Origin of the sequence: Streptomyces sp. NPDC085900, from assembly GCF_044540925.1 — a bacterium.
In the GTDB taxonomy this organism is placed as follows: domain Bacteria; phylum Actinomycetota; class Actinomycetes; order Streptomycetales; family Streptomycetaceae; genus Streptomyces; species Streptomyces gilvifuscus.
Genome location: NZ_JBITSP010000005.1, coordinates 280168 through 306736, shown reverse-complemented (window position 1 = coordinate 306736; position 26569 = coordinate 280168). Strand labels below are relative to the sequence as shown.

The following is a 26569-nucleotide window of genomic DNA, read 5'->3' as shown; positions in this document are numbered from 1 at the left end:
ACTTCGCTTCGGCACCACGCCACGTGGAGCCCGGACCCAGGAAAGGGGGTGCCCCTCATGACGAAGCTCGTCCGCCGCGTGACCCGCGCCGCCATCTGAGGCGCCCTGTCAGTTCCCTTGCCACGAGGTAAGAATGCGAAGGAGGTGCAGTCCCATGACGAAGCTCGTCCGCCGCGTGACCCGCGCCGCCATCTGATGCGTCCTCACCCTGTAGCGCAGTGAGGAATCGCCCCCTGGGGCCGGGTCACCCCAGCCCCGGGGGGCACGTCCACGTTCGCACGGCGCAGTTCGTCACCCGCCGGCGCGGCCTTCTTTCTTGCTTCTCATTCCCCTTGCTCACTTTTTGTTGCCGCTTCAGCCCGTCCGACAGGAGTGGAGTCTCACCATGGAGATCCCCGAGATCCCCGAACGGATCACACGGATCGTCAGCCTGCCCGGTCGCGGGCTCTTGGCCTGTGACGTCCGCGGTGGCCTGCACCGCCTCGACCACGACCTGACCCTGCGCCGGTCGTCCGGCCTGCCCGCCGTGGCGCAGGACCCGGCCGGCTGCCCGGTGTACGGCGTCGCCCTCGTCGGCGACTGGATCATCACCCGCGACAAGACCGGCACCATCTGCCGCTGGCACGCCGACACGCTGCGCCTGGCCGACCGCCTGGACGCCCGCACCACCGCCGACCGCTCCCTGCTGCTGGAGGGCGAACAGCCGTCTCCCACGATGCTGCGCGGCATCGGCGTGTGGAACGGCAAGGCCTACGTGGACAACGGGTACTTCCAGGTCGTCGTACTGGACGTCGAGACCTTCGCCGTCGAGCGCATCGTCCCGTGGCCGCACGGCTACGACATGCTCGAATGGTTCTGCACCGACGCCCCGGGCGTCCACGCCGTCGCCGACCGGCACGGATGCGTGCACCTCGGCTCGCTGGAGGAGTGGTCGTTCCCCACCACGGTGCGCATCGACACCTCCAACGTGCACCGCGTCGTCTACGACGCCCGGCACCACCGCTTCTGGGCCATCGGCGACGCCGGCATCGGCGACACCCGCAACGTCTCCAACGGCGTGGTGACCATCGGGCTGGACGGCACGGTCGACCAGCGCATGCATTTCGCCCGCAACGACGTCGAAGGCCTCGTGTTCTCCCCGGACTTCACCACCGCCTACATCGGCGGCTTCGACGGGGAACTGCTCCTGTTCGACAACACCACCCCCGAACTGACCGTCCGCAAGCGGGTCTCCGGCTTCAGCCACCAGATCATCGACGTCACCATCGACGAGGAGGGGCGCGTCTACACCCTCACCCAGGACGGCGAGATCACGGCGCTGTCCCCGGAGGGCGAGGTGCTGCACCGGCTCGACTTCCCCCGCCAGTGCGTGTGGGACCTGCGTCCGCTGCCCGGCGACCCCACCACCGTCCTGGCCGCCACCGACGACGGAACCGCCGTGGTGCGCCTCGACACCCGCGGCGAGCACGCCCGGCTGGACCTGGTCGACGAGTATCACGGCGCGCCGGGCTTCGCCCGCCGGGCCGAGCCGTGCGGCGACGACCGGGTGGCGATCTTCTGGCCCGACACGGTGCGCCGGTTCACCCCCGACGGCATCACCGTGTGGGAGGCCCGGCTGCCCGGCATCGTCCACACCGTCTCGGTCTCGCCGGACCACAGCCGCGTCCTGGTGGCCTGCAACGCCGGCGGCTTCGAGTACGACGCGGCCACCGGCCGGCAGCTGCTGCACATGGACGGGCTGCCCGCGAGCGCGTGGGCGTCGGCCTATCTGCCGGACGGGCGACGGGTGTTGGGCTGCCGCACCGGCCGGCTCGCGGCCTACGACGAGAGCGGCCGCGTCTCCTGGGAGACGGAGCTGGAGAGCTACCCCAAGCGGCTGCTGGTCGACGGCGACCGGCTGCGCGTCACCGGGGGCGGCGGCGTCAAGGAACTGGTCGTCGGCGAGGACAAGCCGCGGCGGCAGTTCGTCGAACTGCTCGACAACACGGCCGAGAACTGCGCGCTGATCGACGGCACGCTGTGCGTGGTCACCTACGGCATGCAGATCGCCGCCTACGACCACGACAGCGGCGAACTGCTCGCCCTGCACGAGGACTTGCCCGACTTCCCCAAGGGCATGACCGCCCTGCGCGGCGCCGACGGCCGGGCGTACGTGGTGGTCGGCGGCCGGGGCGGCTACCTGCGTCTGTACCGGCTGGACCGCGGCGGCCAGGGCCCGGTGCTGACCGTGCTGCGCGACCTGTGGCTGCCGCGTTCCTCCGGCGCTCGTCCCTTCCCCGCCGCGGCCGGCGCGGCCCGGCCGTGACCACGGCCGGCCGGGTGCGCGCCGGGCACGGCACCGCCCGCGGCGACGAGGTGGTGGAGCCTTCCCCGTTCACCGAGCGCCCCTTCCTCGTCTTCGCCGCCGGCAACGCCGTCAACAACGTCGGCGAGGCCCTGTACGCGACCGCGCTGCCGCTGCTGGCGTATCGGCTGACCGGCTCGCTGACGGTGATGGCGTGGCTGGCCGCCGCCGTGCCGATGAGCATGCTCCTCGCCCCTTGGTTCGGCTCGGTGGCCGACCGGCGCGGCACGTCCGGCCTCGTCCTGTACGGACTGCTGGCGCAGGCGTCGGCGGCCCTGGCGATGAACCTGCTGCTGTGGCAGGGCCGTCCGCAGACCTGGACGCTGTTCGTGTGCGCCCTGGTGGTGGCGGCCGGCGGGGTCGCCTACCGGACCGGCTGGATGACGGACGTACCCGTGATGTTCCCGCGCTGCCCGGCGCGGGCCCGCGGCACCCTCAACAGTCTCTTCCTCGCCACCACCCTGGCCGGGCCGGTCCTGGTCGCGGCGACCCTGCCGTGGCTCGGCTACCTGGGCGTGCTGTGGCTGAACCTGCCGACGTTCTTCGCACCGCTGGCGGTGTGGGCGGTGGGCGTGCGCCCGCCGCGCCGGGCCGCCGTGGGCGCCGGGCGGCGCGAACCGGCGCGCCTGCGCAAGGTGTGGCACGACGTCACCGCCGACCGGCGCATCGCCGTCACGCTCGTCCTGCAGATGGTGCTGGAAGCCGTCTGCGGCACCGGCCTGACGTCCCTGGTCCTGTTCGAACTGCGCCACTCCTGGCGGCTGTCCGGGCAGCAGGCGGGCTGGGTCGTCGCCGCCGTCAACCTGAGCCTGCTGACCGGCAACCTGCTCGTCTCGCAGCGCCGACGGCTGCGCCCCCGAACGCTGCTGCCCGTGGCCCTCGCCGCCCGCGCGACATCCCTGGCCCTGCTGGCGGTGCCGGTGTGGCCGCTGTTCCTCACCGCACTGGTCCTCGGAGCCGTCGCCCAGGGCGCGCTGCTGGCCGCCGTGGTGATGCTGCGGGTGCGCTACCTGCCGCAGGCCGTCATGGGCCGGGCCTCGGGCCTGATGTGGCTGCTGACCGGATCCGCCGCACTGCTGTCCCCTGTTGTGATCCCCCCGCTCGACCATGTTGCGGGCCCGCACGCCACGTTCCTGGCGCTCGGCGCCGTCTCGTCGGTGGTGATGGTCCACCTGCACCGCGCCCGCACCGCCTGGACCCCGACGAACCCGGCGACGACCGAGCCGGCCTAGGAGGAGGAAGACATGCCCCACATACCCGGCGACACCCGCACCACCGGCCTCCGGGCCCCCTCCGTGCCCGCGCTGCGCCACCGCGACGGCGCCGGTGACCCGCCGCCGCGGGCGGAGGTGCGCCAGAGCGTGCGCATCCCCCTCTACCCGGCGACGGGAGACCCCATCACCGCCCGCGTCATGACCTTCCACGGGCTGGTGGACGGGCGCGAGCACCTGGCGCTGCGCCTGGGGACCGTCCAGGACGGCGTGCCGCTGGTGCGGGTGCACTCCGAGTGCCTGACCGGCGACGTGTTCGGCTCAGCCCGCTGCGACTGCGGCCCCCAGCTGCGCGAGGCACTGCGCATGATCGACACCGCCGGCGGGCTGCTGCTGTACCTGCGTCAGGAAGGGCGCGGCATCGGCCTGTACAACAAGCTCGACGCGTACGGGCTGCAGGACCGCGGCCTGGACACCTACGAGGCCAACCGGGCCCTTGGCCTTGGCGAGGACATGCGCGACTACGCGGCGGCCGCGCAGATGCTGCTCGCTCTGGGCCACGAGGAGATCGACCTGCTCACCAACAACCCCAACAAGTGCGAGCAGCTGCGCCGTTACGGCATCCGGGTGCGGCGCACCGTCGCCACGGGCGTCTTCGTCAACCCGCACAACACCGGCTACCTGACGGCGAAGGTCGCCCGCACCTCGCACACCATCCGACTGGAGGAGTCAGCGTGATACGCCATCACGGGCCGATCAGCGGCGTCGCGGCCTTCGGCGGCGCGTACGTGGCCACGGCCGGCTACGACAACCAGGTCATCCTGTGGGACGCGGCGGCACGGCTGCCGCTGGCCCGCGCCGTCCACGACCACCTGGCCAACCAGGTCGCGTTCAGCCCCGACGGGACGCTGCTGCTGACCTCGTCGAGCGACTACACCGCCCGGCTGTGGTCGGTGCCCGACCTGAAGCTGCGCGCCGTCCTGAGCGACCACAAGGACGACGTGGAGATGGCCGTCTTCCACCCCACCCGGGACCTGGTCGCCACCGCCTCCCGGGACCACCTGGTGCGCGTGTACGACCTCACGGGCGCGCTGGTGGCCCGGTTCGAGGGACACACCGCCGACGTCATCTCCGTCGCCTGGCTCGGGGACGGCGACGAACTGCTGACCTCCAGCGACGACGGCACCGTCAAGCGCTGGTCCCTGGCGGCCGGCGGCATGGTCGGCGAGGTCGACCTCGGCGGTGTGGAGACCGACACCATCGCGATCACCCGGGCCGGCGTGGTGTACGCGGGCAACGACGACGGCGAGATCATCACCATCGCCGACGGCCGCACCGGCAAGGCCCCCGCCCACGAGGCCGGCATCAAGCGGCTGGTGTACAACGCGGCCACCGAGTCCCTGGTCAGCCTCAGCTACGACCGCACCCTGCGGGTGTGGGACGCCTCCGACGCGGACGCCGGGCTCCGGCTCACGCACACCGCCGAGTTCCCCGCCGAGGTGTGGGCCCGCTCGTGCGCCTTCCTCGACGACTCCACGCTCGTCTTCGGCACCTTCGGCTCGTCCTACGCCGTGTACCGCGTCACCGACGGCACCTGGGACCTGACGGGAGTGGAGCCCACCGCGTGCGTCAACGCCGTCGTCACCACCGCCGACGGCGATGTCTGGACGACCGGCGACGCCGGAATCGTGTGGGTCGACGGACAGCAGCGCGCCACCACCGGCAGCCTGTGCAACTTCCTCGTGGAGGTCGGCGACCGGGTCCTGACCGGCGGCCAGCTCGGCCGGGTCTTCGACGCCCGCGACGGCCGTGTCCTGCACCAGCACCGCTCACCGCTGAACTGTGCCGCCGCCTTCACCCGCGACGGGGTGCCGCACGTGGTCGTCGGCGCCTACACGGGAGAGGGCCTGGTGTTCGCCGTCCGCGAGGGACAGCACCCCGAGCACGTCGCGACGCTGCCGCTGCACACCAACGCGGTCAAGGGCGTCGCGGTCTCCGACGACACGCTGTTCGCGGTGTGCGCGGACGCCTCGGTGTCCTGGTTCTCGCTGGAGACGTTCACCGAGACCGGCCGTGTCGACGAGGCCCACGCGCGGATCGCGAACGGCTGCGCCCCGCTGCCGGGCGGCCGCTTCGCCAGCGTCAGCCGGGACCTGACCCTGCGGATCTGGGACGGCCGCGCCAGCCGTACCGTGCCCACGCCGCACGACCACTCCGTCAAGTGCGTCGCCGCCTCCACGGACGGCCGCCTGGTGGCGACGGGCTCGTACGCGGGCACGGTGGCCGTGTACGACGTGACCACCGGGGACTGGCCGCACGTATGGCGGCCCACCACGGCGGGCATCTCCAGCCTGCACTACGACGCCGCCCGCGGCCGCTTCCTCGCCTCCTCCTACGACGGCCGGGTCTACCCGCTCCAGCCGCAGCCGGAGCCGGCCCCATGACCACGGCCGACACCCTCGCGGTCAACCCAAACGAACTGGACGACCGCACGGCGATGGGGCTGTCCGCGGCCTTCACCGACCGCGTCGACCAGGACCGGCTCCGGCGGCTGACCCGCACGCTCGCGGGCGAGGACCCGCAGGAGCTGGCCGCGCGGGTGGCCGACCCGGAGGCCGAGTGGCTGCTTCGGCTGGCCGCGGGTCAACTCCTGGCCCTGCTGGGAGATCCCCGCATCGACCCGCCGGCACCGGCGATGGCGGACGTCCCGGCCGCCCGGGTGCGGCTGGGCCTGGCGGCCGACCGGGTCGACGCCGTCGTGGCCGCCTGGCGGCACGTGGGCGTCACGCGCGCGTGGATCGCGAAGGAGACACCGGAGTACGACGCCGACATCGCCGCCTTCCGCATCGCCCGCCACCCCGTCACCAACGCGGAGTACCGGCTGTTCCTGACCGAGAACCCGGAGGCCGGGCTGCCGACCTCCTGGCGCTTCGGTGTGTACCCCGCCCACCTGGCCAACCACCCGGTGTGGAGCGTGTCCCCGCAGGACGCCGACGCGTACGCGGCCTGGCTGGCCCGCCGCACCGGACGCGCCTTCAGGCTGCCGACCGAGGCGGAATGGGAGTACGCGGCCTCGGGCGGTGACGGGCGCGCGTACCCGTGGGGCGAGGAGCCCGGCGCGGACCTGGCCAACACCGTGGAGTACGGGCCCCTGACCACCACCCCGGTCGGCATGTACCCGGCAGGACGCAGCCCGTTCGGCGCGTACGACATGGCCGGCAACGTCGAGGAGTACGTCGCCGACGACTACCGCCCCTACCCGGGCGGCCAGTACGTCGCCGACGACCTGCACGCCGACACCGACGCCACCTACCGGGTGGCCCGCGGCGGCAGCTTCACCCGCTACGCCGACCTGGCCCGCTGCCGCCGCCGGCACGGCTGGTACCGGCGGGACATCTACGCCATGGGCTTCCGGCTCGCCGAGACACCGCCCGCCCCGGGCGTCACGGCGGGGTGAGGAACCGGTGAGCCGCCATCCGGGGCCGGCGCCGCGCGGGGCGGCGATCCGCAGGCTGCCGCCGTGACCGGCAGCCGGACGGGAGGAGGGTGAGCGGGCATGCCTCTGCCGTCACGCCGGGGCGCCGCCCCGCTGGTCGTGACCGGTGATCCGGTGGAGCAGCTGACCGACCCGGCACCGGCCGCCCTCAGACAGCGGCTCGTCGACGCCGTCGCCGCACTCGACGGGGTCCGCACGGGTCCCTCGTACGTCTGCGTACGGGGGACCTGCGCGTTCCATCTCGCGCCGGTCCTCGCCCATGGGCCGGCCGAGGCGTTCCTGGCCGGTTCGGAGTTCGGGCACGTGCATCCGCCGTACGACGGCAGCGTGCACCTGATGCTGCCCGGCAGGTGGGCGCGGTGGGCGGTCGCGGCGGGGTGGGGCGTGACCGCCGTACCGCGCGGCTCGCTGCTGGTCTACGGCCCGCGTGACGAGACGGAGTCGGCCGTCGTCGAACTCCTGCTGACACAGGCTTACTTGTTCGCGCTCGGGGAGGCGCCCCCCGGCCCGCCCTGACTCGGCTCCGGCGGTGCCGCAGAGCCCGAGCGGCACTTCGGCCCCGTCGTGGAAGCCTGCCGGGCCGACGGGGAAGAGCCCGTCGAGCCCGTTGCCGTCGATGGCTCTGACCTGCCGGGTAGCCGGGCGGTATCGGACCGGGATGTCGTCGGGATCAGTCGGTCGCAAGGTGGTGGCACATCGAGATCGGGCAGCTGAAAGGAACGCGACATGCGGTGGTTGGGACGTGGAGCACTGGCCGTGGTCATGGCGGCGGTGATCGGCTGGGCGGGTGCCACGGCGGGATCCGCCGGTGCGCACGCCGTCGACGGACGCAGCCTGGTCCTGGCCACCGATGTCGGCCCCACTCACTGACAGCCGTCGCGCCCCGGGCCGGGAGGAAACCGTGATGACGGTGTACCAGGAGCGGTTTCCGCTGGTTCTCCTGCCGGGACCGGACACCCCGGTGGCGGAGGTGGCCGGTCTGGTCCGTGCCCTGCCGGCCGCCCTCCGGCCGGTCGTGCTGCGCCCCGGCACAGGGGTGTGCACCCCGCCCGGTCCGCCGGAGGTCCTCGCCCGTCAAGTACGCGACGCGGGCGTGCGCGGCCCGTTCGCGGTGCACGGCTGGGGAACGGGCGCCTACCTGGGCCTCGCGCTTGCGGGCGTGTTCGAGCGGGCGCTCGGGCACGCCGTCTGCACCACCCTGTTCGTGTCGGACGCGGTCGCCCCCGGCCGTACCACGGTGTCGCCGGTCCCGGCCGAGGTGCGCCGCACGGTCACCGAGAGCCGGCTCGTGGTCTGCACCGATCGGACCTCGGTGCGGTTCGACGGGTCCGGGATGCGGACGTGGTGCCGCCACTCCACGTCCGGCACGGAGTTCGTCACGCTGCCGTCGGGCCCGCGGGCGGCCCGGGCGGCGGCCCTGTCCCGGCTGATCGGCGCGCGGCTGCTCCCGGCCCGGACAGCGACGGCGCACGTGCCGGGCGGTGACGTCGTGGCCGGCTCCGCGCCCTGACCACCGAATCCGTCACCGCCCGCCCGCTTCCGGCCGCCGCGCCCTGACGCGTCACACTCAGGGTCCGGCGGCCGGGTCCATTTCCGCCCCCGTGCCCAACGCCATCGCCGCGGCGTGCTCCTGCGCCGCGAGGACGTGCTCGTCGGCGGCGGTTTCATCGCCCAGGGCACGCAGGGACTGGGCCAGGCCCTGGTGCGCCCGGACCATCTCCGTGCGCAGCCCGATACCCGTGGCCCGCTCCAGCGCGGCCCGGTGGCGGTCCACGGACCGTCGGTGCTCCCCGCGCGCACCGTCGATCCGGCCCAGCACGTTCTCGGCCGCTGCCTGTCTGGCCTGCGAGCCGTGGCCGCGGGCCAGGTCCAGCGCGTTCACCGCGTGCTCGTGAGCCGTGTCCGGTCGCCCCGCGCGCAGCTCCGCCTCGGCCAGGTTGCACAGCACCAGTGAGGTCAGTGCCGGTGCGCGCAGCGGTTCGCACAGCGCCCGGGCCCGGTCCAGGCACTCGGCCGCCGCGTCGAGCCGCTCCAGACCGAGATGGGCGAGCGACAGATTGGCCAGCGCGGTCACCTCGATCCCCGCGTCGCCGGTGTCGCGGGCCAGTGCGGCGGCCCGCTGCCCGGCCCGCACGGCCTCGGGCAGACGCCCCAGGCGCTCCCTGGCGAAGCACAGGTTGGCCAGGGCCTGCGCCTCCTCCCGCGCGGAGCCGAGCGCACGATGCGCCTCGCTCGCACGCGCCAGGTATCCGACGGCCTCCCGCAGGCGTCCGACGCTGGTGCACAGCACGCCGAGCCGGCTCAGGCAGGCCGCCTCGGTGCGGGGGTCCTCCAGGGTGGCCGCGATGTCCAGCGCCTCCTCGGACGAGGCGATGCCCTCCTGGAACAGGTCACGCTGCCACTGGGCGACCGCCTGGTTGATCAGCGATACGCACAGCAGCTCCGGATCGCCCTCCTTGCGGGCACTGTCCACGGCCAGACGGGCCGTGTGCTCGAAATCGGAGAAGTGGTTCTGGGCGTGCAGATGGAAGCCGACGCCGCGACTGAGCCACGCGGCATGCCGGTGCAGGCCGTGCTGATCGGCGAGATGGACGACCGCCACAACGTTTCGCCACTCCTGGGCGAACCACCGCTGCGCCTCCTCGGGGCGCAGGGCCGGTGCCGTCGCCTCGGTCGGCGGAGCGCAGGCGTAACGCACCCGTCCGGGGAACAGGGCATCACACGCGCGTTCCAGGTCGCTCACCATGCGGGCGGCCAGCCGCCGCACCGCGTCGGAGCGCTGAGGGGCGTCGTCGGCGGCCGGCAGCGTGCGGGCGAAGCTGTGCACCAGGTCGTGGAAGGAGTACCGGCCGAACTCGAACTCCTGCAGCAGATGCACGTCCAGCAGGTACTCCAGGATCCGTTCGGCGCTGTGCGGATCGGTGTCCAGGAGGGCGGCGGCGACCGGCACCGCGAAGTCGACCCCCGGATACAGGCTCAACAGCCGGAAATGAGCGCGGTGTTCGGGTTTCATGGCGTCGTACGACATCCGCAGGGCCGTAGCGACGCTGCGGTCCCCGGACTCCAGTTCGCCCATGATGCGGGAGTCGTCGCCGAGCCGTTCGGCCAGGTGGCGCAGCGTCCAGTGGGGCCGCTTGCGCAGGCGGGCGGCGGACACCCGCAAGGCGAGCGGAAGCCGGCCGCACAGCCGGACCAGGTGCGCGGCGGCGTCCGGTTCGGCGGCCACCCGGTCGGCGCCGAGGATGCTGCGCACCATCTCGACGCTGTCCTCCTCGGACAGCAGCCCCAGGGAGAGCCCTTCGGCGCCCTCCAGTTCGGGCAGCCGGACCCGGCTGGTGATCAGGACCAGACTGCCGGGGGAGGCGGGCAGCAGCGGGCGTACCTGTGCCGCGTCGACGGCGTTGTCCAGGACCAGCAGCAGCCGTCGGCGGGCGCTGGTGACCCGCCACAGCGCGACGCGGCTGAGCACGTCGTCGGGTACGGACTTGCCGGCCACCCCCATCGCCCGCAGCAGTACGCCGAGCGCCGTTGCCGGGGGGAGGGGTTCCTCCCCGGGGGTGAAGCCGCGAAGGTCGACGTAGAGCTGCCCGTCGGGATAGGTGTCGGCCAGCCGGTGCGCCGCGTGCACGGCCAGGGCCGTCTTGCCGCTTCCGCCCATTCCGTCGACGAGCAGGATGTGCGGGCTGGTGCGGTCGCCCGTGGGGGACGGTGCGGTGACGAGCCGCTGTATCTCCTCGTGGCGGCCGGTGAAGTCCGCGAGGTCGTACGGCAGTGTGCAGGGGGCGGTCCCGGCGACCGCGAACGGCGGCTCGGCGGTGTCGCGGGCGAGCGGTGGGGCGTCCAGCTCCGGGTCGGCGCGCAGGATCTGCTCGTACAGGGCGGCCAGTTTGGGGCCGGGGTCGATGCCGAGCTCCTCCGCCAGCGAGGTTCGCAGCCGCGTGTACTCCTCCAGCGCCTCCGCCTGTCGTCCGGCGCGGTAGAGGGCGAGCAGCAGGTGGCCGCGCAGCACTTCCCGGTAGGGGTGCGCCGTGACGGCCTCGCGCAGTTCGCCGATGAGCCCGCTCGCCTCGCCGAGGTCGAGGCGGAGTTCGAAGCACTGCTCGGTGGCGGTCAGGCGCTTCTCCTCCCATGCCGCCGCGGCGGCGTCGATGAGGGGGCCGCCCGTGCCGCCGAGGATGGGGCCGCGCCAGGAGTCCAGTCCGGCTTTCAACTGCATGACAGCGTTGTCAAGAAGTCCTTCGGTGCGGGCTTCCTGCGCGCGGCGCATCCGGATGTCGAACATCCGCAGATCGGACTGGCCGTCCTCGAGCATCACGCGGTAGCCCGGCGGTTCGGTGACGATGAACTCGTGTCCGGACGGTAACCGGCGGCGCAGTTCGGCGACCGCCTTGCGGATCTGGTGGACCGCCGTGGACGGCGGCTCCTCCTCCCAGGCCGCCTCGATCAGCCGCGAGACGGGAACGATGCGTCCCGCCTCAAGCAGCAGCATGGCGAGTACGCGTTCGTTGACAGGGCCACCAGGTCGGATCCGTCTGTCCCCCGCCCAGATCTCGAGGGGGCCGAGTACGTGGAAGCGCACATGGGGGGTGGAGTGCATGGTCGGTGCTCCAACTCGCGGTAAGTGCCACTGATTCCCCCGCAGGCCAGGTGCCTCATATGTCCGAGCTATTTGCCCGCTGAACATACTTACCCTTCCACGCCCCGCCTCGGCCATGCACCGAAACCGGGCGGGGTGCATCGTGCGGGCGGTGACCAGGAGCGAGACCAACAGCCTTGTCGCGTAATGACGTTGCGCCGAGCCGACCGCCGATCAGCGGGCCGCCGCCGACCGGTCGAGCCGTAGCGGTGCGTCGGTGTGGGCGATGACGTCCTTCACCGTGACGCCCGGAGCGGTCTCGACCAGGCTCAGACCTGCGGGCGTGACGTCGAGGACGGCCAGGTCGGTGATGATCCGGTGGACGCACCGTTCGCCGGTGAGCGGGAGCGTGCACTCCTTGAGGATCTTGGGGCTGCCGTCCTTGGCGGTGTGCTCCATGAGGACGATGACACGGCGGGCGCCGTGAACCAGGTCCATGGCACCGCCCATGCCCTTGACCATCTTGCCGGGGATCATCCAGTTGGCGAGGTCGCCGGTGGCCGAGACCTGCATGGCGCCCAGCACGGCGGTGTCGATGTGACCGCCGCGGATCATGCCGAAGGAGAGGGCGGAGTCGAAGAAGCTGGCGCCCGGCAGCACGGTGACGGTCTCCTTGCCCGCGTTGATGAGGTCGGGGTCGACCTCGTCAGCGGTGGGGTAGGGGCCGGTGCCGAGGATGCCGTTCTCGGAGTGCAGGGTGACGTGCACGCCGGGCGGGAGGTGGCCGGGGATCAGGGTGGGCAGGCCGATGCCGAGGTTGACGTAGGAGCCGTCGGTGAGTTCGGCGGCGGCGCGGGCGGCCGTCTGCTCGCGGGTCCAGGCCATCAGGAACGTACCGTCCTCTTCTCGATCTGCTTGTCGGCGGCCTGAGCGGCCGTCAGTTCCACCACGCGCTGCACGAACACGCCGGGCAGGTGGATGTCGTCGGGGCGCAGCTCGCCCGGTTCGACCAGTTCCTCCACCTCGGCGACCGTGACGCGGCCGGCCATGGCGGCGAGCGGGTTGAAGTTCGCCGCCGCCCTGCGGAAGCGGAGGTTGCCGTGGCGGTCGCCGCGCCAGGCCCGTACGAGGGCGAAGTCCGTGGTGATGCCGTGCTCCAGGACGTGCGGGCGGCCCGCGAAGTCGCGGGTCTCCTTGGGCGGGGAGGCCGCGGCGACGGAGCCGTCGGGGGCGTGGCGCCAGGGCAGGCCGCCCCGCGCGACCTGGGTGCCGACGCCGGCCGGGGTGTAGAACGCCGGGATGCCGGCGCCTCCCGCGCGCAGGCGTTCGGCGAGGGTGCCCTGCGGCACCAGTTCGACCTCCAGCTCGCCGGACAGGTACTGGCGGGCGAACTCCTTGTTCTCGCCGACGTAGGAGCCGGTGACGCGGGTGATGCGGCCCGCGGCGAGCAGGATGCCGAGACCTCGGTCGTCCACGCCGCAGTTGTTGGAGACGACCCGCAGACCGCTCGCCCCCTGTTCGTGCAGCGCGCGGATGAGGGTTTCGGGTACTCCGCTGAGGCCGAAGCCGCCGACGGCCAGCGAGGCGCCGTCGGGGATGTCGGCGACCGCTTCGGCGGCGCTCGCGCGGACCTTGTTCATGCGGGGGAGTCCTTTCAGGGGGTCGCGCCGGGCAGGACGGTGGACCAGCCGCCGTCGACGACGAGGTTGGCGCCCGTGACGTACGCGGCTTCGTCGGAGGCGAGGAAGACGGCGGCGTTGACGACCTCGTCGGGTAGTCCGACGCGGCCGAGCGGGATGTGCCGGGCGATGTCGCGCATCGGGTGGCCGTCGGCGAGGAGGTCGCCGCGGGTGCCGTCGGTGTCGATCATTCCGGGGCTGACGCAGTTGGCGCGAATGCCGTGCGGGGCGCCCTCGGCGGCGAGTTGGCGGGTCAGGGCTATGACCGCGCCCTTGCTTGCCGAGTGGGCGGTGCGCTGGTTGGTGAGGGAGCCGGTGAGGCCCGCGGTGGAGCCGACGGTGAGGACGCAGCCGCGGCTGCGGACCAGGTGCGGCCAGGCGGCGCGGACCGTCAGCCACACCGAGTCGAGCTCGGCGCGCAGGGTGAAGGCGAAGTCCTCGTACGGCTGGTCGGCGATCGCCCCGAAGCGGACGGCGCCGGCGTTGGCGTAGACGATGTCGATGCCGCCGAACGCCTCCACGGCCTCTTCGGTCCAGGCGCGGACGGAGTCCTCGTCGGTGACGTCGAGCGGGCCGGGGGTGAGGGCGGTGCCGCCCTCGCGGGCGATGAGCCGCTGGGTGTCGAGGGCCTGTTCGTGCAGCAGGTCGCCGCCCACGACGAGCGCGCCCTCGGCCGCGAAGCGCAGCGCCGCCGCCCGGCCCTGGCCGCGCGCCGTCCCGGAGATCAGCGCCACCTTGCCGTCGAGCCGCTTCACCGGCCGCCCTCCGTCAGCAGCGCGTCCGAGATGGACTTCACGCCGCCGTGCGCGGTCAGGCCGCCGTCCACGGGGATCTCCGTGCCGGTGATGAACGAGGAGTCGTCCGACAGCAGGAACACCACCAGCGGGGTGATCTCGTCCACGGTGCCGGTGCGGCCCAGCGGGGTCTCCCGGATGTTCGCCTCGCGGAAGGCCGGGGCGGCGGAGGCGGTCATCTCGGTGTCGATGTAGCCGGGGTGGACGGTGTTGACCCGGATGCCGCGCGGGCCGAGTTCGAGCGCCGCCGCCTTCGACAGGCCCCGCAGCGCCCACTTGCTGGTGGTGTAGGCGACCGGGTAGTGGGCGGTGAGGGCCGCGGAGGAGCCGATGTTGACGATGGCGGAACCGGGCGGCATGAGCGGGGCGAGGTGCTGGATGCCGAGCAGCGGTCCGGTGACGTTGACGGCGTGGACCCGGTCGAGGTCCTCGGGCCGTACGTCGCCGAGCCGGGCGCGCCAGGTGATGCCGGCGTTGTTGACCAGCCCGTGGACCTGCCCGTACGCCTCTTTGAGCTCGGCGGCGAGATCCGTCCAGTCCTTGTCGCTGGTCACGTCGAGGCGACGGCAGCCCTCGGCGGGTTCGACGTCGGTGGCGATGACGCGGGCGCCTTCCCGGGTCAGGGCCTCCGCCTCGGCGGCGCCCTGGCCGCGAGCCGCGCCGGTGACCACGACGACCTTGCCGAGGAGCCTCTTGGGGTGCAGGTCGCTCACGGCCGCTCCCGGGAGCGGCGTCGGCCGGCGGGCAGGGGGACGGGCTCGACGCCGGGGACGACGGTGTTGGTGAGGGTGCCGAGGCCGTCGACGGTGAGGGTGACGGTGTCGCCGGGCTTGAGCGGCGGCGGGCTCTGCTCGCCCCGCAGGCCCCACAGTTCGGCGAGGCAGCCACCGTTGCCGCAGGTGCCGGAGCCGAGGACGTCACCGGGCATCACCCGGGTGCCGCGGGAGGCGTAGGCGACCATCTCCTCGAAGGTCCAGCTCATGTTGGACAGCAGGTCACGGCCGACGATCTCGCCGTTGACCTCGGCGGTCAGCGCGAGGCGCAGGAATCCGTCGGCGTCGCGGTACTTCTCCAGTTCGTCGGCGGTGACGAGGTACGGGCCGAGGGTGGTGGCGGTGTCCTTGCCCTTGCAGGGGCCGAGGCCCACCTTCATCTCGGCGGACTGCAGGTCGCGGGCGGACCAGTCGTTGAAGACCGTGTAGCCGACGATGTGGTCGCGGGCCTGCTCGGGGGTGAGGTCGCGGCCCTCGCGGCCGATGACGGCGGCCACCTCCAGCTCGAAGTCCAGCACCGCGGAGCCGGGCGGCATCGGGATGGCGTCCCCCGCCGCGTAGAGGGCGTGCGGGTTGGTGAAGTAGAAGGTGGGGGCCGCGTACCACTGCTCGGGCACTCCGGCGGCCCGGTCGACGGACCGTCGTACGCCTTCGACGTGTTCCTCGAAGGTGACGAAGTCCCTTATCGAGGTGGGCTGGAGTGGTGGCAGCAGGCGTACCTGGGAGACGTGCGGGCCGGGCGGTACGTCGAGGGTGGTGGCGCCGAGGTCGAGAAGTGCGGGCAGTCCGCCGGCGGTGAGGGCTTCGGTGAGCGAGCGGACGCCGGGCACCGGGTACAGCACTCCGTCGTCGTCGACGACCGCGAGGCGGCGCTGGTCGTGGTGTTCGTAGGCGGCGAAGCGCATGAGCGGCTCCTGGCTCGGGGCTGGGCCCGGGGGCAAGGCGGGTGTTGTGTCAGGGCAGTTGACAGGGCTGCCGTGCCCCCGGGAGACGGGGGAGGGATCAGACCGGCGGGGCGACGAAGCAGCCGCGGTCGGGGTCGTTGAAGGACTCCTTGGCGATCAGTTCGTTCATCGGGTTGGCGGTGCCCCACTGGTCGGTGACCTCGGGCCGGGAGAAGTCGTAGACGTGCGGGTGCCAGGTGTCCTCGTCCAGCAGCTCCAACTCCGTCGTGTACTCCACGGTGTTGCCGTGCGGGTCCAGGAAGTAGGTGAAGGTGTTGTCTCCGGCCATGTGCCGGCCGGGGCCCCAGAGCTTCTTGAAGCCGGCGCGGATGACGCGGCCGGAGCCGCGCATGTACTCGTCGATGCCGCGCATCTCGAAGGAGACGTGGTGCAGGGAGGCGTGCGGGCCCTTGGCCAGGGCCATCGAGTGGTGCTGGTTGGAGATCCGCATGAAGTGCATGACCTCGCCCATGTGCGGCGAGCTGAGCGTGTCGGACAGGCGGAAGCCTAGGTGCCGCTCGTACCAGTCCCTCGTCCGGTCCAGGTCGGGGGAGTTGAGCACGACGTGGGACAGCTTGACGGGGATCGACTCCTTCTCCTCGATCTTGCGGTGCCGGCGCACCTCGACGTCGGCGGAGACCTCGATGGTGCGGCCGTCGACGTCGAAGAAGCGGAAGCCGTAACCGCCACCGGGGGTGTCCACCTTGCCCGGCTGCGAGATCAACTGCACGCCTCCGGCCAGGAGTTGCTCGGCGAGCGTGTCGACGTCCGCCGCGCTCGCGGCGCCGTAGGAGACGAGGTCGAGGCGCTTCTCGGCGGCCTTGCGCAGCCGGACGACGTACTGCTCGGGGGAGCCCTCGGCGGCCAGGAAGGAGATGCCGGAGTCCTCTTCGACCTTGGTCAGGCCCCACACGCCGGCGTAGAAGTCGAGTTGCTTGTCGTAGTCGGGCACGGCGAGGTCGACGTGCCTGAGGTGGGTGAGAAGACGTGCGCTCATGATGTCACTCCCAGGGAGAGGAGGGCGGCGGCGTTGCCACCGCGTACGGCGTCGAAGTCGGCCTCGGGCAGGCGTGCCGCGCGCAGGGCGCCGACCGGGTCTCGCGTGCCCATGTCGAAGGGGAAGTCGGAGCCGAGCAGGACCCGGTCGGGCCCGGCGACCCGGACCAACTCCCGTAGCACCGACGGGTCGTGGACGAGTGAGTCGAAGTACAGGTGCCTGAGGTAGCTGCTGGGCAGATGCGCGCAGCCGGCGCCCGCGTCGGAGCGGGTCGTCCAGGCGTGGTCGGAGCGTCCGATGTGGGTGGGCAGGTAGCCGCCGCCGTGGGCGGCGATCACCTTCAGCCCCGGATGCCGGTCGAGTACGCCGGAGAAGATCATGTGCGACAGCGCGACGGCGTTCTCCGTGGGCTGGCCCACGGTGTTGGACAGGTACCACCGGTCCAGCCGCTCGTCGAGCGTGCAGCCGAACGGGTGCAGGAAGACGAGCGCGCCCGTTTCCTCGGCCCGCGTCCAGAAGGGTTCGTACGCCGGGTCGGACAGTTCCCGGCCCGGTGCGTGGCTGGAGATCTCCACCCCGGCCAGACCCTGCTCCAGCGCGTGGTCGAGCGCTGCCGCCAGCAGGTGCGGGTGCTGCAGCGGGACGAGTCCGAGGCCGCGCAGCCGGTCGGGGGCGGCCGAACAGTGGGCGGCGGTCGCCTCGTTGGCGAGTCGGGACAGCTTCTCGGCGGTCTCCTCGTCCGTCCAGTAGTGGTAGTGCGAGGGGGAGGGGCTGACGAGTTGGACGTCCACACCCTGGGCGTCCATCGCGGCCAGCCGTGCGGTGACGTCGATCAGGAGCGGGATGCGTTCGCGCACCATGGGGCCGTTGACGGCGAGGGCCGCGGGGCCGTTGCGCCGGGTGTCCAGCGCCCTGGCCTCGGCCAGTCCGGGCAGGCCCTCCACCAGGGCCTCGACGTCGGGCAGCAGGAGGTGGGCGTGGACGTCGACGGTGGGGGGCGTGGTCACGGCAGCTCCCTGAGCATGGTCATGGTGCGGCCTATCAGGCCGGGCAGGTCCGCGTCGCGTACGCCGTCCAGCTGCCACTGGCCTATCTGTACGGATGCCTCGACGACCGGGCGGACGCGTGCGATGCGCCGCTCGTAGTACGCCTGGAACAGCGCGTCGTCCCAGTCCTGCGAGCCGGTCAGTAGTTGGGCGAGCACCCACGCGTCCTCCAGGGACAGGGCAGCGCCCTGCGCGAGGGTGGGCGGGCAGCAGTGGGCGGCGTCGCCGACCAGCACGACCCGGCCGCGATGCCAGGAACCCTCCACCAACAGCCGGTCGAACCAGGTGTAGTTGACCTTCGCCGGGTCGGTGATGTGCTCGGTGATCTCCGGCCAGAAGCCGCCGTAGGCGGAGGCGAGGCGGCGCATCTCGTCGGCGTAGGTCTCCGGCGGTATCGACGCCCGGTCGCGATTCGCTTCCACGACGTAGGCGTAGATCGTCGTGTCGCTCGTCGGGCAGTAGCCGGCGATGTAGGCGGGGCCGCCGTAGGCGAGGTCGGTGCGGGTGACGCCGGCCGGACGGGGGGTCGCGACGCGCCAGATGGCCATGCCGGTGGGTTCGGGCTTGGCGGTGATGCCGATGACGGCGCGGGTGGCGGAGCCGAGGCCGTCGGCGGCGATCACCAGGTCGTAGCGGCCTTCGGTGCCGTCGGTGAGGCGTACGGTCACGCCGTCGCCGTCCTGCTCCAGAGACTCGGCGCGGGTGCCCAGGCGCACCGAGGCGCCGCTGGCACGGACGGCGTCGATCAGGATCCGCTGCAACTGGGGGCGTTGCATGCCGACGGTGGCGGGCAGGTCGTCACCGCCGGTGCGGATGTCCCGGGCTTCGTGCAGGATCGTGCCGTCGGGGGTGGTGATGCCGACGGACCCGAAGCCGAAGCCGGAGTCCTTGATCCGCTCCCAGACGCCCAGTTCGCGCAGCACGCGCAGGGCGTTGCCCTGGAGGGTGATGCCGGAGCCTGCGGTGGCGTTCCAGTCGTCCTTGGCCTCGATCAGGTCCACGGCCAGACCCGCGCGCCGCAGCAGGATCGTCGCGGCGTTGCCGGCCGCGCCGCCGCCTATGACGAGGACCGTGCGGGGTGTGCTCATAGGGGAACTCCTTCGTTCCGCTGGTTACTTGACGGCGACAGGGTTGACGGGCGAGCCGACGGCGCCGGTGATGGGCAGGGGAGCGGCGGTCAGCCAGAACTCGTACACGCCGTCGACCGCGCAGTCCTGGGCCAGGGCTTCCAGGTCCCACATCTCGCCGATCAGCAGACCGATGTTGGGGATCGCGACCTGGTGCAGGGGCTGGAAGGCGTGCTCGAACTCGTTGGGGCGCACCTCGAAGCCCCAGGTGTCGGTGGCGATCGCGGCGATCTCGCTGCCGTGCAGCCACCCGGCGGTGGTGAACGACAACCCCGGCGCCGGGCCGCCCGCGTAGTCGCCCCAGCCCTCGCGGCGCGCCCGGGCGAGCTGTCCGGTGCGCACCAGCACGATGTCGCCGCGTCCCACGCTCACCCCGTGCGCCTCCGCGGTCGCCGTCAGGTGCTCCGGGATGATCGCGAAGCCGTCGGGCAGCTCTCCCGCCTCGCCGACGACACGGCCGACGTCCAGCAGCACGCCGCGCCCGGCGACATGCGGGGCCATGTGCTCGATGCCGGTGACGAGGTCGCCGTCGGAGGTGACGACCTTCTCGGCCGGGCGCCCGTTCCAGGCCTTGCCGTGGTCGAAGATGTGGCCGAGGCCGTCCCACTGCGTGGAGCACTGCAGCGGCATCGCGATCACGTCGTCGGCGCCGCCGATGCCGTGCGGGAAGCCCTGGTTGCCCAGGGCGGCGTCGGTGCCGGTGTCGAGCATGGTGTGCACGGGGTTGGTGCGCCGCCGCCAGCCCTTCTGCGGGCCGTTCATGTCGAAGGACTGCGACAGCGAGAAGCTGACACCGCGCCGGACCAGGGCGGCACCCTCGCGGCGCTTGGCCTCGTCGAGGAAGTTCAGGGTGCCGAGCCGGTCGTCCTCGCCCCAGCGCCCCCAGTTGGAGTACGCCTTGGCGGCCTCGGCGATCGCGCCCTCGGGATCGAGCCGGTTCACGACGCCTCCGCGACACAGCGGGTGCGCTGGGTGCCGAGACCGGTGATCGCCCCGTCCATCACGTCGCCGTCGCGCAGCAGCCGCCCCCAGTGCATTCCGTTGCCGGCCGGGCTGCCGGTCAGCACCAGGTCCCCGGGCAGCAGTCGGGCGGTCCGGGAGGCGTACGACACCATCCGCGCGACCTTGAAGATCATGTCCTTGGTCGACTCGTCCTGCATGGTCTCGCCGTTGAGCTTCAGCCTGACGCGCAGGTCGTCGGGGTCGGCGATCGACTCGGCGGGCACGATCCACGGCCCGAGCGGGGTGAAGCCCGGTGCGTTCTTGCTGCGCAGCCAGTCGGTGCCGATCTGCGGCATGTCACGGCGGAAGACGGTCGCACGATCCGTCAGGTCGTTGGCGATCGTGTACCCCGCGATGTACGCGGGCGCCTCCTCGACGGACACCTGGTGGGCGGCCCGGCCGATCACGACCGCCAACTCCAGCTCCCAGTCCGGCTGTTCGGCCCAGGCGGGCAGGACGACGTCGTCGTACGGTCCGGTGATCGCGCTGGGGAGGCCGATGAAGACGTACGGCAGGTCCTCGGCCGCCCGGCGGTCCATGATCTCCGCCGCTTCGGCGCGCCGCTCGGCCTCGGGCCGGTCGTCACCGGGCGCGCGGTGCGCCACATGCAGGTCGATCACATGCTGCCGGTAGTTCGCGCCCGACTGGAGGACCTGGCGCGGTTCGACCGGTGCGTGCACCTGAAGATCCGCGAGGGGAGTCCGGCCGATGCCGGTGTCGGCGGCCAGCGCGTGCAGCCTCGGCAGCGTGGTCTGCCAGACCTCCAGCAGGTCCAGCACGGTCAGCCGCTCGTCGCCGAAGGCGGACCGCAGGTCGAGAACGAGGCCGTCGGGGGTGACCAGGGCGGGGAAGCGAGGCCCGTCCGGGGCCGAGAGCGTCGCGAGAGCGAAGGGTCCGGCGAAGAGCGCGGACGCGGATTCGGGTTTCACGGACATGTCCTCCTGATTGCGGTGCGACTAATCTGGACCCCGCACCTCTGATCAGGGAAATAGATTGTGTGGATCACCCCGATCCATCACATGGATAGTCCCCGATCGGCGCCGCACTGCCGAGGGAACCGCATGAACCTGGCCCGTCTCGATCTCAACCTCGTCGTCGCCCTGCGGGCGCTGCTGGAGGAGCGCAACGTCACCCGTGCCGGGCAGCGCGTCGGCCTCAGCCAGCCCGCGATGAGCGCCGCCCTGGCCCGGCTGCGCAGGCACTTCGACGACGACCTGCTCGCCCGAGTCGGCGGCCACTACGAGCTCACCGCGCTGGGGCAGATGCTGCTGGACCGCACCGCCACCGCCTACGACGTGCTGGAACGCCTCTTCGCCAGCCAGGCGGACTTCGATCCGGCCAAGGAGAACCGCGAGTTCAAGCTGCTGGCGTCCGACTACGCCGTGGCCGTCTTCGGCACCGAACTGGCCCGCGTGGTGCACGAGGAGGCCCCGGGCATCCGGCTGCGCTTCACCCACACGCCGACGACCGTCGTGGACGACACCGCCACCCTGCTGAGCGCCACCGACGGGCTGCTCATGCCGCACGGCGTCATCAGCGACTTCCCCGCCACCGACCTCTTCGACGACCGCTGGGTCTTCCTCGTGGCGCGCGACCACCCGAGCGTCGACGACCACCTCACCCGCAAGGACCTGGAACGGCTGCCCTGGGTGACGTACCAGCGGACCTACGACGCCCCCGCGGTGCGCCAGCTCGGCATGCTGGGCGTCGAACCACGCGTCGAGGTCTCCGTCGACAGCTTCCAGCTGCTGCCGCTGCTGGTCGCCGGCACCCGGCGGGTCGCCCTCGTGCAGTCGCGCCTGGCCCGGCTGCTGGCACCCATCGCCGCCGTCCGCGTGGTGGAACCGCCGTACGAGGCCGTACCGCTGCGGGAGGCGCTGTGGTGGCATCCGGTGCACACGCACGACGCGGCCCACATCTGGCTGCGCGAGACGGCCGCGCGGGTGGGAGCGCGGTTGCAGTCCGAGAACTGAGCCGGAGCGGTCGTTCAGGGGCGGGGGCGGGTGACGGTGTGACGCCGCCATCCACGGGCTGGATCAGCCGCATCGCAAACTTGGATGACGGGGGGACTGGGCAGGCCGCGGCCCGGAACGCATAGTCGTGGCACACCGCCGCGCCGCCCGCAGGCCGACACCGGGCGCCGTCCGCCCGTCCGCTCGTTCACCGCGCGGTGCCCCTCCCCGTCCATGTTCCGGAGTGCCGCCATGCCCGCTTCCGCCGCCCTGCCCGCTCATGAACACACCCAGGACCCGGTCGCCGGCGGCAAAATGCCGGCCGTGCTGCTGATGGCCGGCAGCTGCCTGCCGATCCTGGGCGCCGTCCTCATCGCTCCGGTGCTGCCGCGCATGCAGGACCACTTCCGGGACGTCCCCGGAAACGCCGCCCTCGTCCCCCTCGTGCTCACCGTCCCGGCCCTCTCGCTGGCCGTCCTCGCGCCGTTCGCCGGCGCCCTCGTCGACCGGCTCGGCCGCAAGCGCCTGCTGGTCGCCGCCACCGTCCTGTACACCCTGTTCGGCACCGCCCCGCTGTGGCTGTCCTCGTTGTACGGCATCGTGGCCAGCCGCGTCCTGGTCGGCATCGCCGAGGCGGCCATCATGACGTGCTGCACCACGCTGATCGGCGACTACTACACCGGACGGACCCGGGACCGGTACCTCGCGCTGCAGACCATGTGCGCGTCGGCGTCCGCCACGGTCTTCTTCGTCCTCGGCGGCGCGCTGGGCTCGGCGGGCTGGCGGGCGCCCTTCTGGCTGTACCTCGTGGGCGTGCTGCTCGCCCCGGCCATGGCCCGCGCGCTGCCCACCCCGAGCCCGGCCGCCGAGCCGACGGCGGCGGACCGGCGCCCCTTCCCGCTGCGGCGCATGGCGGGCATCTGCCTGCTGACCGTCTTCGGCGCGGCCGTCTTCTACACCGTGCCCGTGGAGATGTCCTACCTCATGGACGACCTGGGCGTGCACTCCACCGGCGTGGTGGGCGCCGCCACGGCCCTGGCCAGCGCCGCCACCGTCCTCGGGTCGGTGCTGTTCACCCGGCTCGCCGACCGGGCGCGTCGGCGCCTTCCCGCCGTACTCGTCGTGTGCGCCGCCGGCTTCGTCCTGATGGGCGCCACCGACCACCTTCCCCTGCTCATCGCCGGGGCCGTCGTCAACTGCGTCGGAACGGGCATGCTGCTGCCGTCCCTGCTGACGGTGGCGCTGTCCCGGCTCGAGTACGCCGACCGCGGGCGCGGCACCGGACTGTGGACGTCGGCCTTCTTCCTCGGCGAGTTCGCCTGCCCGCTCGCCCTGCTCGCCGCCACCAGCACCCTGGGCACCCTCGCCTCGGCCGTCCTGCTGCTCGGCGTCCTCACCCTGCTGGTCTCGGCAGCACTGCTGCCTCTCACCCGGCGGGCGCCGAAGACGCTGGCACAGGCCGCGGCCGAGAGCGTCTGACCCCGAACAGCCGAACGCGAAGGGCCCGTCGGCAGGTCGACGGGCCCTCAGTCATGCGGGGTGCTAGTCGCGGATCTCGACCCAGAAGGGGTCGGCGGCGTTGTAGAGGATGCGGTCGCTGAAGTAGTACCAGCGCAGCAGGCCGCCCGCGGACCGGTTCTCACCATTGGGGACGGCGCGGACCGAGAAGTCCCAGTTCGGGCTGCTCGCGCCCTGTTCGGTGGACTGGAACGGGTATTCGTCGCAGTCCTGGGTGGAGGTGTCGTACGGGGGCAGTCCGCGCCAGGCCTGGTCCCCTCCGTACGGACCCGTGCGGTTGCAGGCGTAGTTCTTCCAGTCCTCGTTGCTCTTGGCGACGACGCCGTCGTCCGGGACGCGCTGCAGACCCTGGTCGTCCCGGCTCCCGCTGTACTTGCCGGGGATGTGCTTGGGTTCCAGTTCGATCGGATAGGTCTTGTCGGGGGTGTCCTGGGCGACCCGTATGTGCCGGGCGACCGACGCGACCCTGGTGTCGCTGATGTCGTACTGGAGGTGCGGGATCACCTCGTAGTTGACGCACGCCTTCGGGTAGTCGACGCCGAACTGCGAGAAGTAGCCGGCGGAGTCGCAGCGGAAGGTGCGGTCGGCCGTCGTGGCGTCGGGACCCACATAGCCGCCGCCGGAGCCACCGAACCGGAAGTGCCAGTGATGGAAGAGGACCTTGTCCGGTGAGGTGGACGCCGCCTCGTCGGAGTAGATGTCCCAGTGCAGCCACTCGCGGTGGTAGTCCCACTCGTCGAAGGTGTGCTCGATACCGCTGCCGGTGGCGAAGCAGGAATCGTAGCCCTCGGCGCAGTCCGAGAGGATGAACATCTTGAGGTCGGGGGCGGTGAAGAAGCGGTCCCAGAGGCTCCAGTCGTCGTACTCCACCGAGTCGTACTGGGCCTGGAGGTAGGTGCGCAGAACACGCTGCTTGCCGTTGCCGACCGCCACGGCGTGGAAGGCGACGCTGCTGGTGCCCTGGTAGACCCGTTCGCCGTCGATGATTTTGTAGTACTGGACGCCGATGCGTAACTTCTGGCACCACAGCCAGCGATTCAGGGTCTCCCCCTGAGCGGAGGAAGCGCCGTCGCGGTCGAGGCACTGGTTGGTGTCCTGCGCGGGAGGTTCGTCACCGAGGTCGGTCGGAGGAAGGCCCAGGGCGGCCGCCTGAGCGGAGGCCTGCCCGTCCTTGTTCAAGGGCACCTTGGAGGTGTCCAGATAGGACTCGGCGCCCGCTTTCCTCGCCTCGTCCATCGCTTCCTTCATCGCCTGCTTCGGCGAGAGGGGAGCCGTCTTGGCTTTCGGCGCGGGCGCGGCGCGCCACGCCGACCGAGGCCGCTGCGCCTTCTTGTCGACTCCCTCGCCGGTGAGTATCACCGGCTTCCCGATCAACTTGCCGTCGGCCGCGGCCCGCTGACCGCTCCCGGCACCGGGTGTGGCCGTATCCGCCGCGGACGCGGCCGGCACCCCCATGCCCAGGACGAGAGCGAGGACCGCGACGACGGTGGACAGTAATGGTCTGCCCCGGCCGCGCATTACGATGGGTTTTCTCACGATGGCGCCAACCTCTCGTTGTTGCCGGTACGGAAGAGGCTCCGGACCTGTCAGTGATTGGACGCCGACAACGTTGTTACGGGTGCTGGAGGAAGCCCAGGGGAGAAACCGGACGTTCCCCATGTGCGGAAGGTCTGTCCCCGGCCTCGAAGGTTGGTGAAGGAGCGTGTCCGGTGAAACGGGTGACGTGCGGTGGAGCCGCATCGAGCATTGGCTCGCCCGGAACGCTCCCGCTTATCACGCCCGGCTGAATCCGCCCGCCGATCCCGCGTCGCTGCGACGGGCGGAGCGGGAGACCGGCCGTCCTCTGCCGGACGGATTGACCGCTTGGTGGCGCGCCGCCGACGGAGTCTCCCCGGCCCGAGCAGCCGAGGACCGCACATCCTTCAGGCTCTTGCCCTATGGATGCGATCCGTATCCGGTGGCGGAGGCGCTGGCGCGACGCGAACTGCATCTGCGCTCGCTGTACGACACCGTGCCGCCGCCACTGGCCGACTCCCTGGAGGAGTGGACGGCACGCTGTGGCGAGGACCGGGCCGGTACCTACTATCCGCAGGACGCGACGCCGCTCTGGCTTCCGCAGTGGCTGCCGGTGGCCGGCGACGGCATGGGCGGCGGTCTCTTCGTCGATCTCCGCGCCGGCGACCTGTACGGGTGCGTGGTCCGGCACGGCACGGCGTCCCACGACGCGAGACCGTCCTGGCCGGACATCGAGTCTCTGCTCGCCCACGTGGCGGACGAGTTGGAGGAACTCGGCGGGAACCGCGACTAGCGCCGCACGCCTTGCGACGACCTACCGCGGGGCGTCTTCCTCGGGTTCGTCCTGGGTGATCTCCGGTTCCAGGCCCTCGGTCACCGGCGTACGGTCTCGGCCCACGTCCGCGCGCCAGGCCTCGAAGGTCCAGGCGGTGACGGCGACGACGGCGAGGCCGAGGAGCCAGCCGCCCAGAACGTCGCTGCACCAGTGCACGCCGAGAGCGACCCTGGTGAAGCCGACGCCGACCACCGAGAACACGGCGACGCACCAGCACGCGACCCGCCAGGCCCGCGGTATCAGCGGCAGCAGCACCAGCAGGAAGATGCCGAAGGACGTGGTGGCGGTCATGGCGTGGCCGGAGGGGAAGGAGTACCCCGGCGCATGGGCCACCGGGTCCTGCAGGTCGGGCCGGGCCCGCTCCACCACCGTCTTGACCAGCAGCCCGATGAGCCCGCCGGCCACGGCGGTCACCGCCGACCAGGCCGCCAGGCGCCAGGCCCGGCGGTGCAGCAGCCACACCGTCAGTACGGCGACGGCCAGACGCAGCGTCAAGGGATCCCAGACCCAGTCGGACAGCAGGTGCAGCACGCTCCTCCACGCCGGATGGTCGATCACCTGCGCGTGCAGCCGTCGCGCCGCGCCGGTGTCCAGGCGCTGCAGCGGCCGCCACCGGTCCTCGACCAGGATGAGCAGCAGTCCGAACAGGACCGCGCTCACGGCGGCGATGCCGGCGGAGGCGAGCAGCCGGGCGCCGAACCGACGGTCGGCCCGACGGGAACGGCGGCGCATCTGTCGCAGGGTGGTGTTCGTGCCCATT

At 72.1% G+C, this 26569-nt stretch carries 24 protein-coding genes; 11 read left to right on the top strand and 13 right to left on the bottom strand.

The features are described 5' to 3' along the window. The first annotated feature begins 385 nt into the window (after positions 1 to 385). The 8 genes from ACIGDI_RS19900 to ACIGDI_RS19865 all read left to right on the top strand — a co-directional run bounded on the left by ACIGDI_RS19900 (position 386) and on the right by ACIGDI_RS19865 (position 8561). Positions 386 to 2305 carry a PQQ-binding-like beta-propeller repeat protein gene (locus ACIGDI_RS19900; RefSeq protein WP_399898193.1) on the top strand — a complete coding sequence of 640 codons (1920 nt, stop codon included), beginning with the start codon at positions 386 to 388 and terminating at the stop codon, positions 2303 to 2305. Beyond that, complete coding sequence (locus ACIGDI_RS19895) at positions 2302 to 3576, top strand: MFS transporter (protein WP_399898192.1); 1275 nt, start codon at positions 2302 to 2304, stop codon at positions 3574 to 3576. The genes ACIGDI_RS19900 and ACIGDI_RS19895 overlap by 4 nt, the downstream gene beginning before the upstream one ends. A gap of 12 nt (positions 3577 to 3588) precedes the next feature. Further along, positions 3589 to 4293, top strand: coding sequence for a GTP cyclohydrolase II (ribA, locus tag ACIGDI_RS19890; protein WP_399898190.1), 705 nt, complete (start codon positions 3589 to 3591; stop codon positions 4291 to 4293). After that, positions 4290 to 5999, top strand: coding sequence for a WD40 repeat domain-containing protein (locus ACIGDI_RS19885; RefSeq protein WP_399898188.1), 1710 nt, complete (start codon positions 4290 to 4292; stop codon positions 5997 to 5999). The genes ribA and ACIGDI_RS19885 overlap by 4 nt, the downstream gene beginning before the upstream one ends. Beyond that, entirely contained in the window at positions 5996 to 7012 is a 1017-nt protein-coding gene (locus ACIGDI_RS19880; protein WP_399898186.1) for a formylglycine-generating enzyme family protein, read from the top strand. Before ACIGDI_RS19885 ends, ACIGDI_RS19880 begins: the two co-directional genes overlap by 4 nt. 99 nt (positions 7013 to 7111) lie before the next feature. Then, the gene (locus ACIGDI_RS19875; protein ID WP_399898184.1) at positions 7112 to 7567 is read left to right on the top strand and encodes a luciferase family protein; all 456 of its coding nucleotides are present in this window, start codon (positions 7112 to 7114) and stop codon (positions 7565 to 7567) included. Positions 7568 to 7777: 210 nt separating this feature from the next. Continuing rightward, positions 7778 to 7921: a hypothetical protein gene (locus ACIGDI_RS19870; protein WP_399898182.1), complete on the top strand. Its 144-nt coding sequence runs from the start codon at positions 7778 to 7780 to the stop codon at positions 7919 to 7921. Between the two features lie 34 nt (positions 7922 to 7955). Continuing rightward, positions 7956 to 8561, top strand: coding sequence for a hypothetical protein (locus ACIGDI_RS19865; protein WP_399898180.1), 606 nt, complete (start codon positions 7956 to 7958; stop codon positions 8559 to 8561). A 57-nt stretch (positions 8562 to 8618) separates the two neighbouring features. On the opposite strand, the gene ACIGDI_RS19860 is transcribed toward ACIGDI_RS19865, so the two are convergent. The 11 genes from ACIGDI_RS19860 to ACIGDI_RS19810 form a co-directional block, all read right to left on the bottom strand. Continuing rightward, the gene (locus ACIGDI_RS19860; protein WP_399898179.1) at positions 8619 to 11648 is read right to left on the bottom strand and encodes a BTAD domain-containing putative transcriptional regulator; all 3030 of its coding nucleotides are present in this window, start codon (positions 11646 to 11648) and stop codon (positions 8619 to 8621) included. 213 nt (positions 11649 to 11861) lie between these two features. After that, complete coding sequence (locus ACIGDI_RS19855) at positions 11862 to 12512, bottom strand: CoA transferase subunit B (protein WP_399898177.1); 651 nt, start codon at positions 12510 to 12512, stop codon at positions 11862 to 11864. Next, positions 12512 to 13267, bottom strand: a complete 756-nt coding sequence (locus ACIGDI_RS19850; protein WP_399898175.1) for a CoA transferase subunit A — start codon at positions 13265 to 13267, stop codon at positions 12512 to 12514. The genes ACIGDI_RS19855 and ACIGDI_RS19850 overlap by 1 nt, the downstream gene beginning before the upstream one ends. Before the next feature lie 14 nt (positions 13268 to 13281). Beyond that, positions 13282 to 14061 (bottom strand): SDR family NAD(P)-dependent oxidoreductase, encoded by a 780-nt coding sequence (locus tag ACIGDI_RS19845; RefSeq protein ID WP_399898173.1) that lies wholly within the window; start codon positions 14059 to 14061, stop codon positions 13282 to 13284. Then, complete coding sequence (locus ACIGDI_RS19840; protein ID WP_399898171.1) at positions 14058 to 14813, bottom strand: SDR family NAD(P)-dependent oxidoreductase; 756 nt, start codon at positions 14811 to 14813, stop codon at positions 14058 to 14060. The genes ACIGDI_RS19845 and ACIGDI_RS19840 overlap by 4 nt, the downstream gene beginning before the upstream one ends. Next, positions 14810 to 15778: a fumarylacetoacetate hydrolase family protein gene (locus ACIGDI_RS19835; RefSeq protein WP_399898169.1), complete on the bottom strand. Its 969-nt coding sequence runs from the start codon at positions 15776 to 15778 to the stop codon at positions 14810 to 14812. The genes ACIGDI_RS19840 and ACIGDI_RS19835 overlap by 4 nt, the downstream gene beginning before the upstream one ends. Positions 15779 to 15875: 97 nt before the next feature. Then, positions 15876 to 16814, bottom strand: a complete 939-nt coding sequence (locus ACIGDI_RS19830; RefSeq protein WP_399898167.1) for a VOC family protein — start codon at positions 16812 to 16814, stop codon at positions 15876 to 15878. Next, a complete protein-coding gene (locus tag ACIGDI_RS19825) occupies positions 16811 to 17821 on the bottom strand; it encodes an amidohydrolase family protein (RefSeq protein WP_399898165.1) in 1011 nt (336 codons plus the stop codon). Before ACIGDI_RS19825 ends, ACIGDI_RS19830 begins: the two co-directional genes overlap by 4 nt. Further along, positions 17818 to 18948 (bottom strand): FAD-dependent oxidoreductase, encoded by a 1131-nt coding sequence (locus ACIGDI_RS19820; RefSeq protein WP_399898163.1) that lies wholly within the window; start codon positions 18946 to 18948, stop codon positions 17818 to 17820. The genes ACIGDI_RS19825 and ACIGDI_RS19820 overlap by 4 nt, the downstream gene beginning before the upstream one ends. Before the next feature lie 24 nt (positions 18949 to 18972). Continuing rightward, positions 18973 to 19929 carry a cyclase family protein gene (locus ACIGDI_RS19815; protein ID WP_399898161.1) on the bottom strand — a complete coding sequence of 319 codons (957 nt, stop codon included), beginning with the start codon at positions 19927 to 19929 and terminating at the stop codon, positions 18973 to 18975. Then, the gene (locus tag ACIGDI_RS19810; protein WP_399898159.1) at positions 19926 to 20924 is read right to left on the bottom strand and encodes a fumarylacetoacetate hydrolase family protein; all 999 of its coding nucleotides are present in this window, start codon (positions 20922 to 20924) and stop codon (positions 19926 to 19928) included. The genes ACIGDI_RS19815 and ACIGDI_RS19810 overlap by 4 nt, the downstream gene beginning before the upstream one ends. Before the next feature lie 126 nt (positions 20925 to 21050). Between ACIGDI_RS19810 and ACIGDI_RS19805 the strand changes: the two genes are divergently transcribed. Then, positions 21051 to 21962, top strand: coding sequence for a LysR family transcriptional regulator (locus tag ACIGDI_RS19805; RefSeq protein ID WP_399898158.1), 912 nt, complete (start codon positions 21051 to 21053; stop codon positions 21960 to 21962). Positions 21963 to 22193: 231 nt separating this feature from the next. After that, entirely contained in the window at positions 22194 to 23420 is a 1227-nt protein-coding gene (locus ACIGDI_RS19800) for an MFS transporter (protein WP_399898156.1), read from the top strand. A gap of 63 nt (positions 23421 to 23483) precedes the next feature. Here ACIGDI_RS19800 and ACIGDI_RS19795 read toward each other — a convergent pair whose 3' ends face one another. Then, positions 23484 to 24995 (bottom strand): NucA/NucB deoxyribonuclease domain-containing protein, encoded by a 1512-nt coding sequence (locus tag ACIGDI_RS19795; RefSeq protein ID WP_399898154.1) that lies wholly within the window; start codon positions 24993 to 24995, stop codon positions 23484 to 23486. 166 nt (positions 24996 to 25161) lie between these two features. Here ACIGDI_RS19795 and ACIGDI_RS19790 point away from each other — a divergent pair, with 166 nt between their 5' ends. Continuing rightward, positions 25162 to 25767, top strand: coding sequence for an SMI1/KNR4 family protein (locus ACIGDI_RS19790; protein WP_399898152.1), 606 nt, complete (start codon positions 25162 to 25164; stop codon positions 25765 to 25767). 21 nt (positions 25768 to 25788) lie between these two features. Here the strand turns inward: ACIGDI_RS19790 and ACIGDI_RS19785 are convergent, their stop codons facing one another. After that, complete coding sequence (locus ACIGDI_RS19785) at positions 25789 to 26568, bottom strand: phosphatase PAP2 family protein (protein ID WP_399898150.1); 780 nt, start codon at positions 26566 to 26568, stop codon at positions 25789 to 25791. Position 26569: the final 1 nt, after the last annotated feature.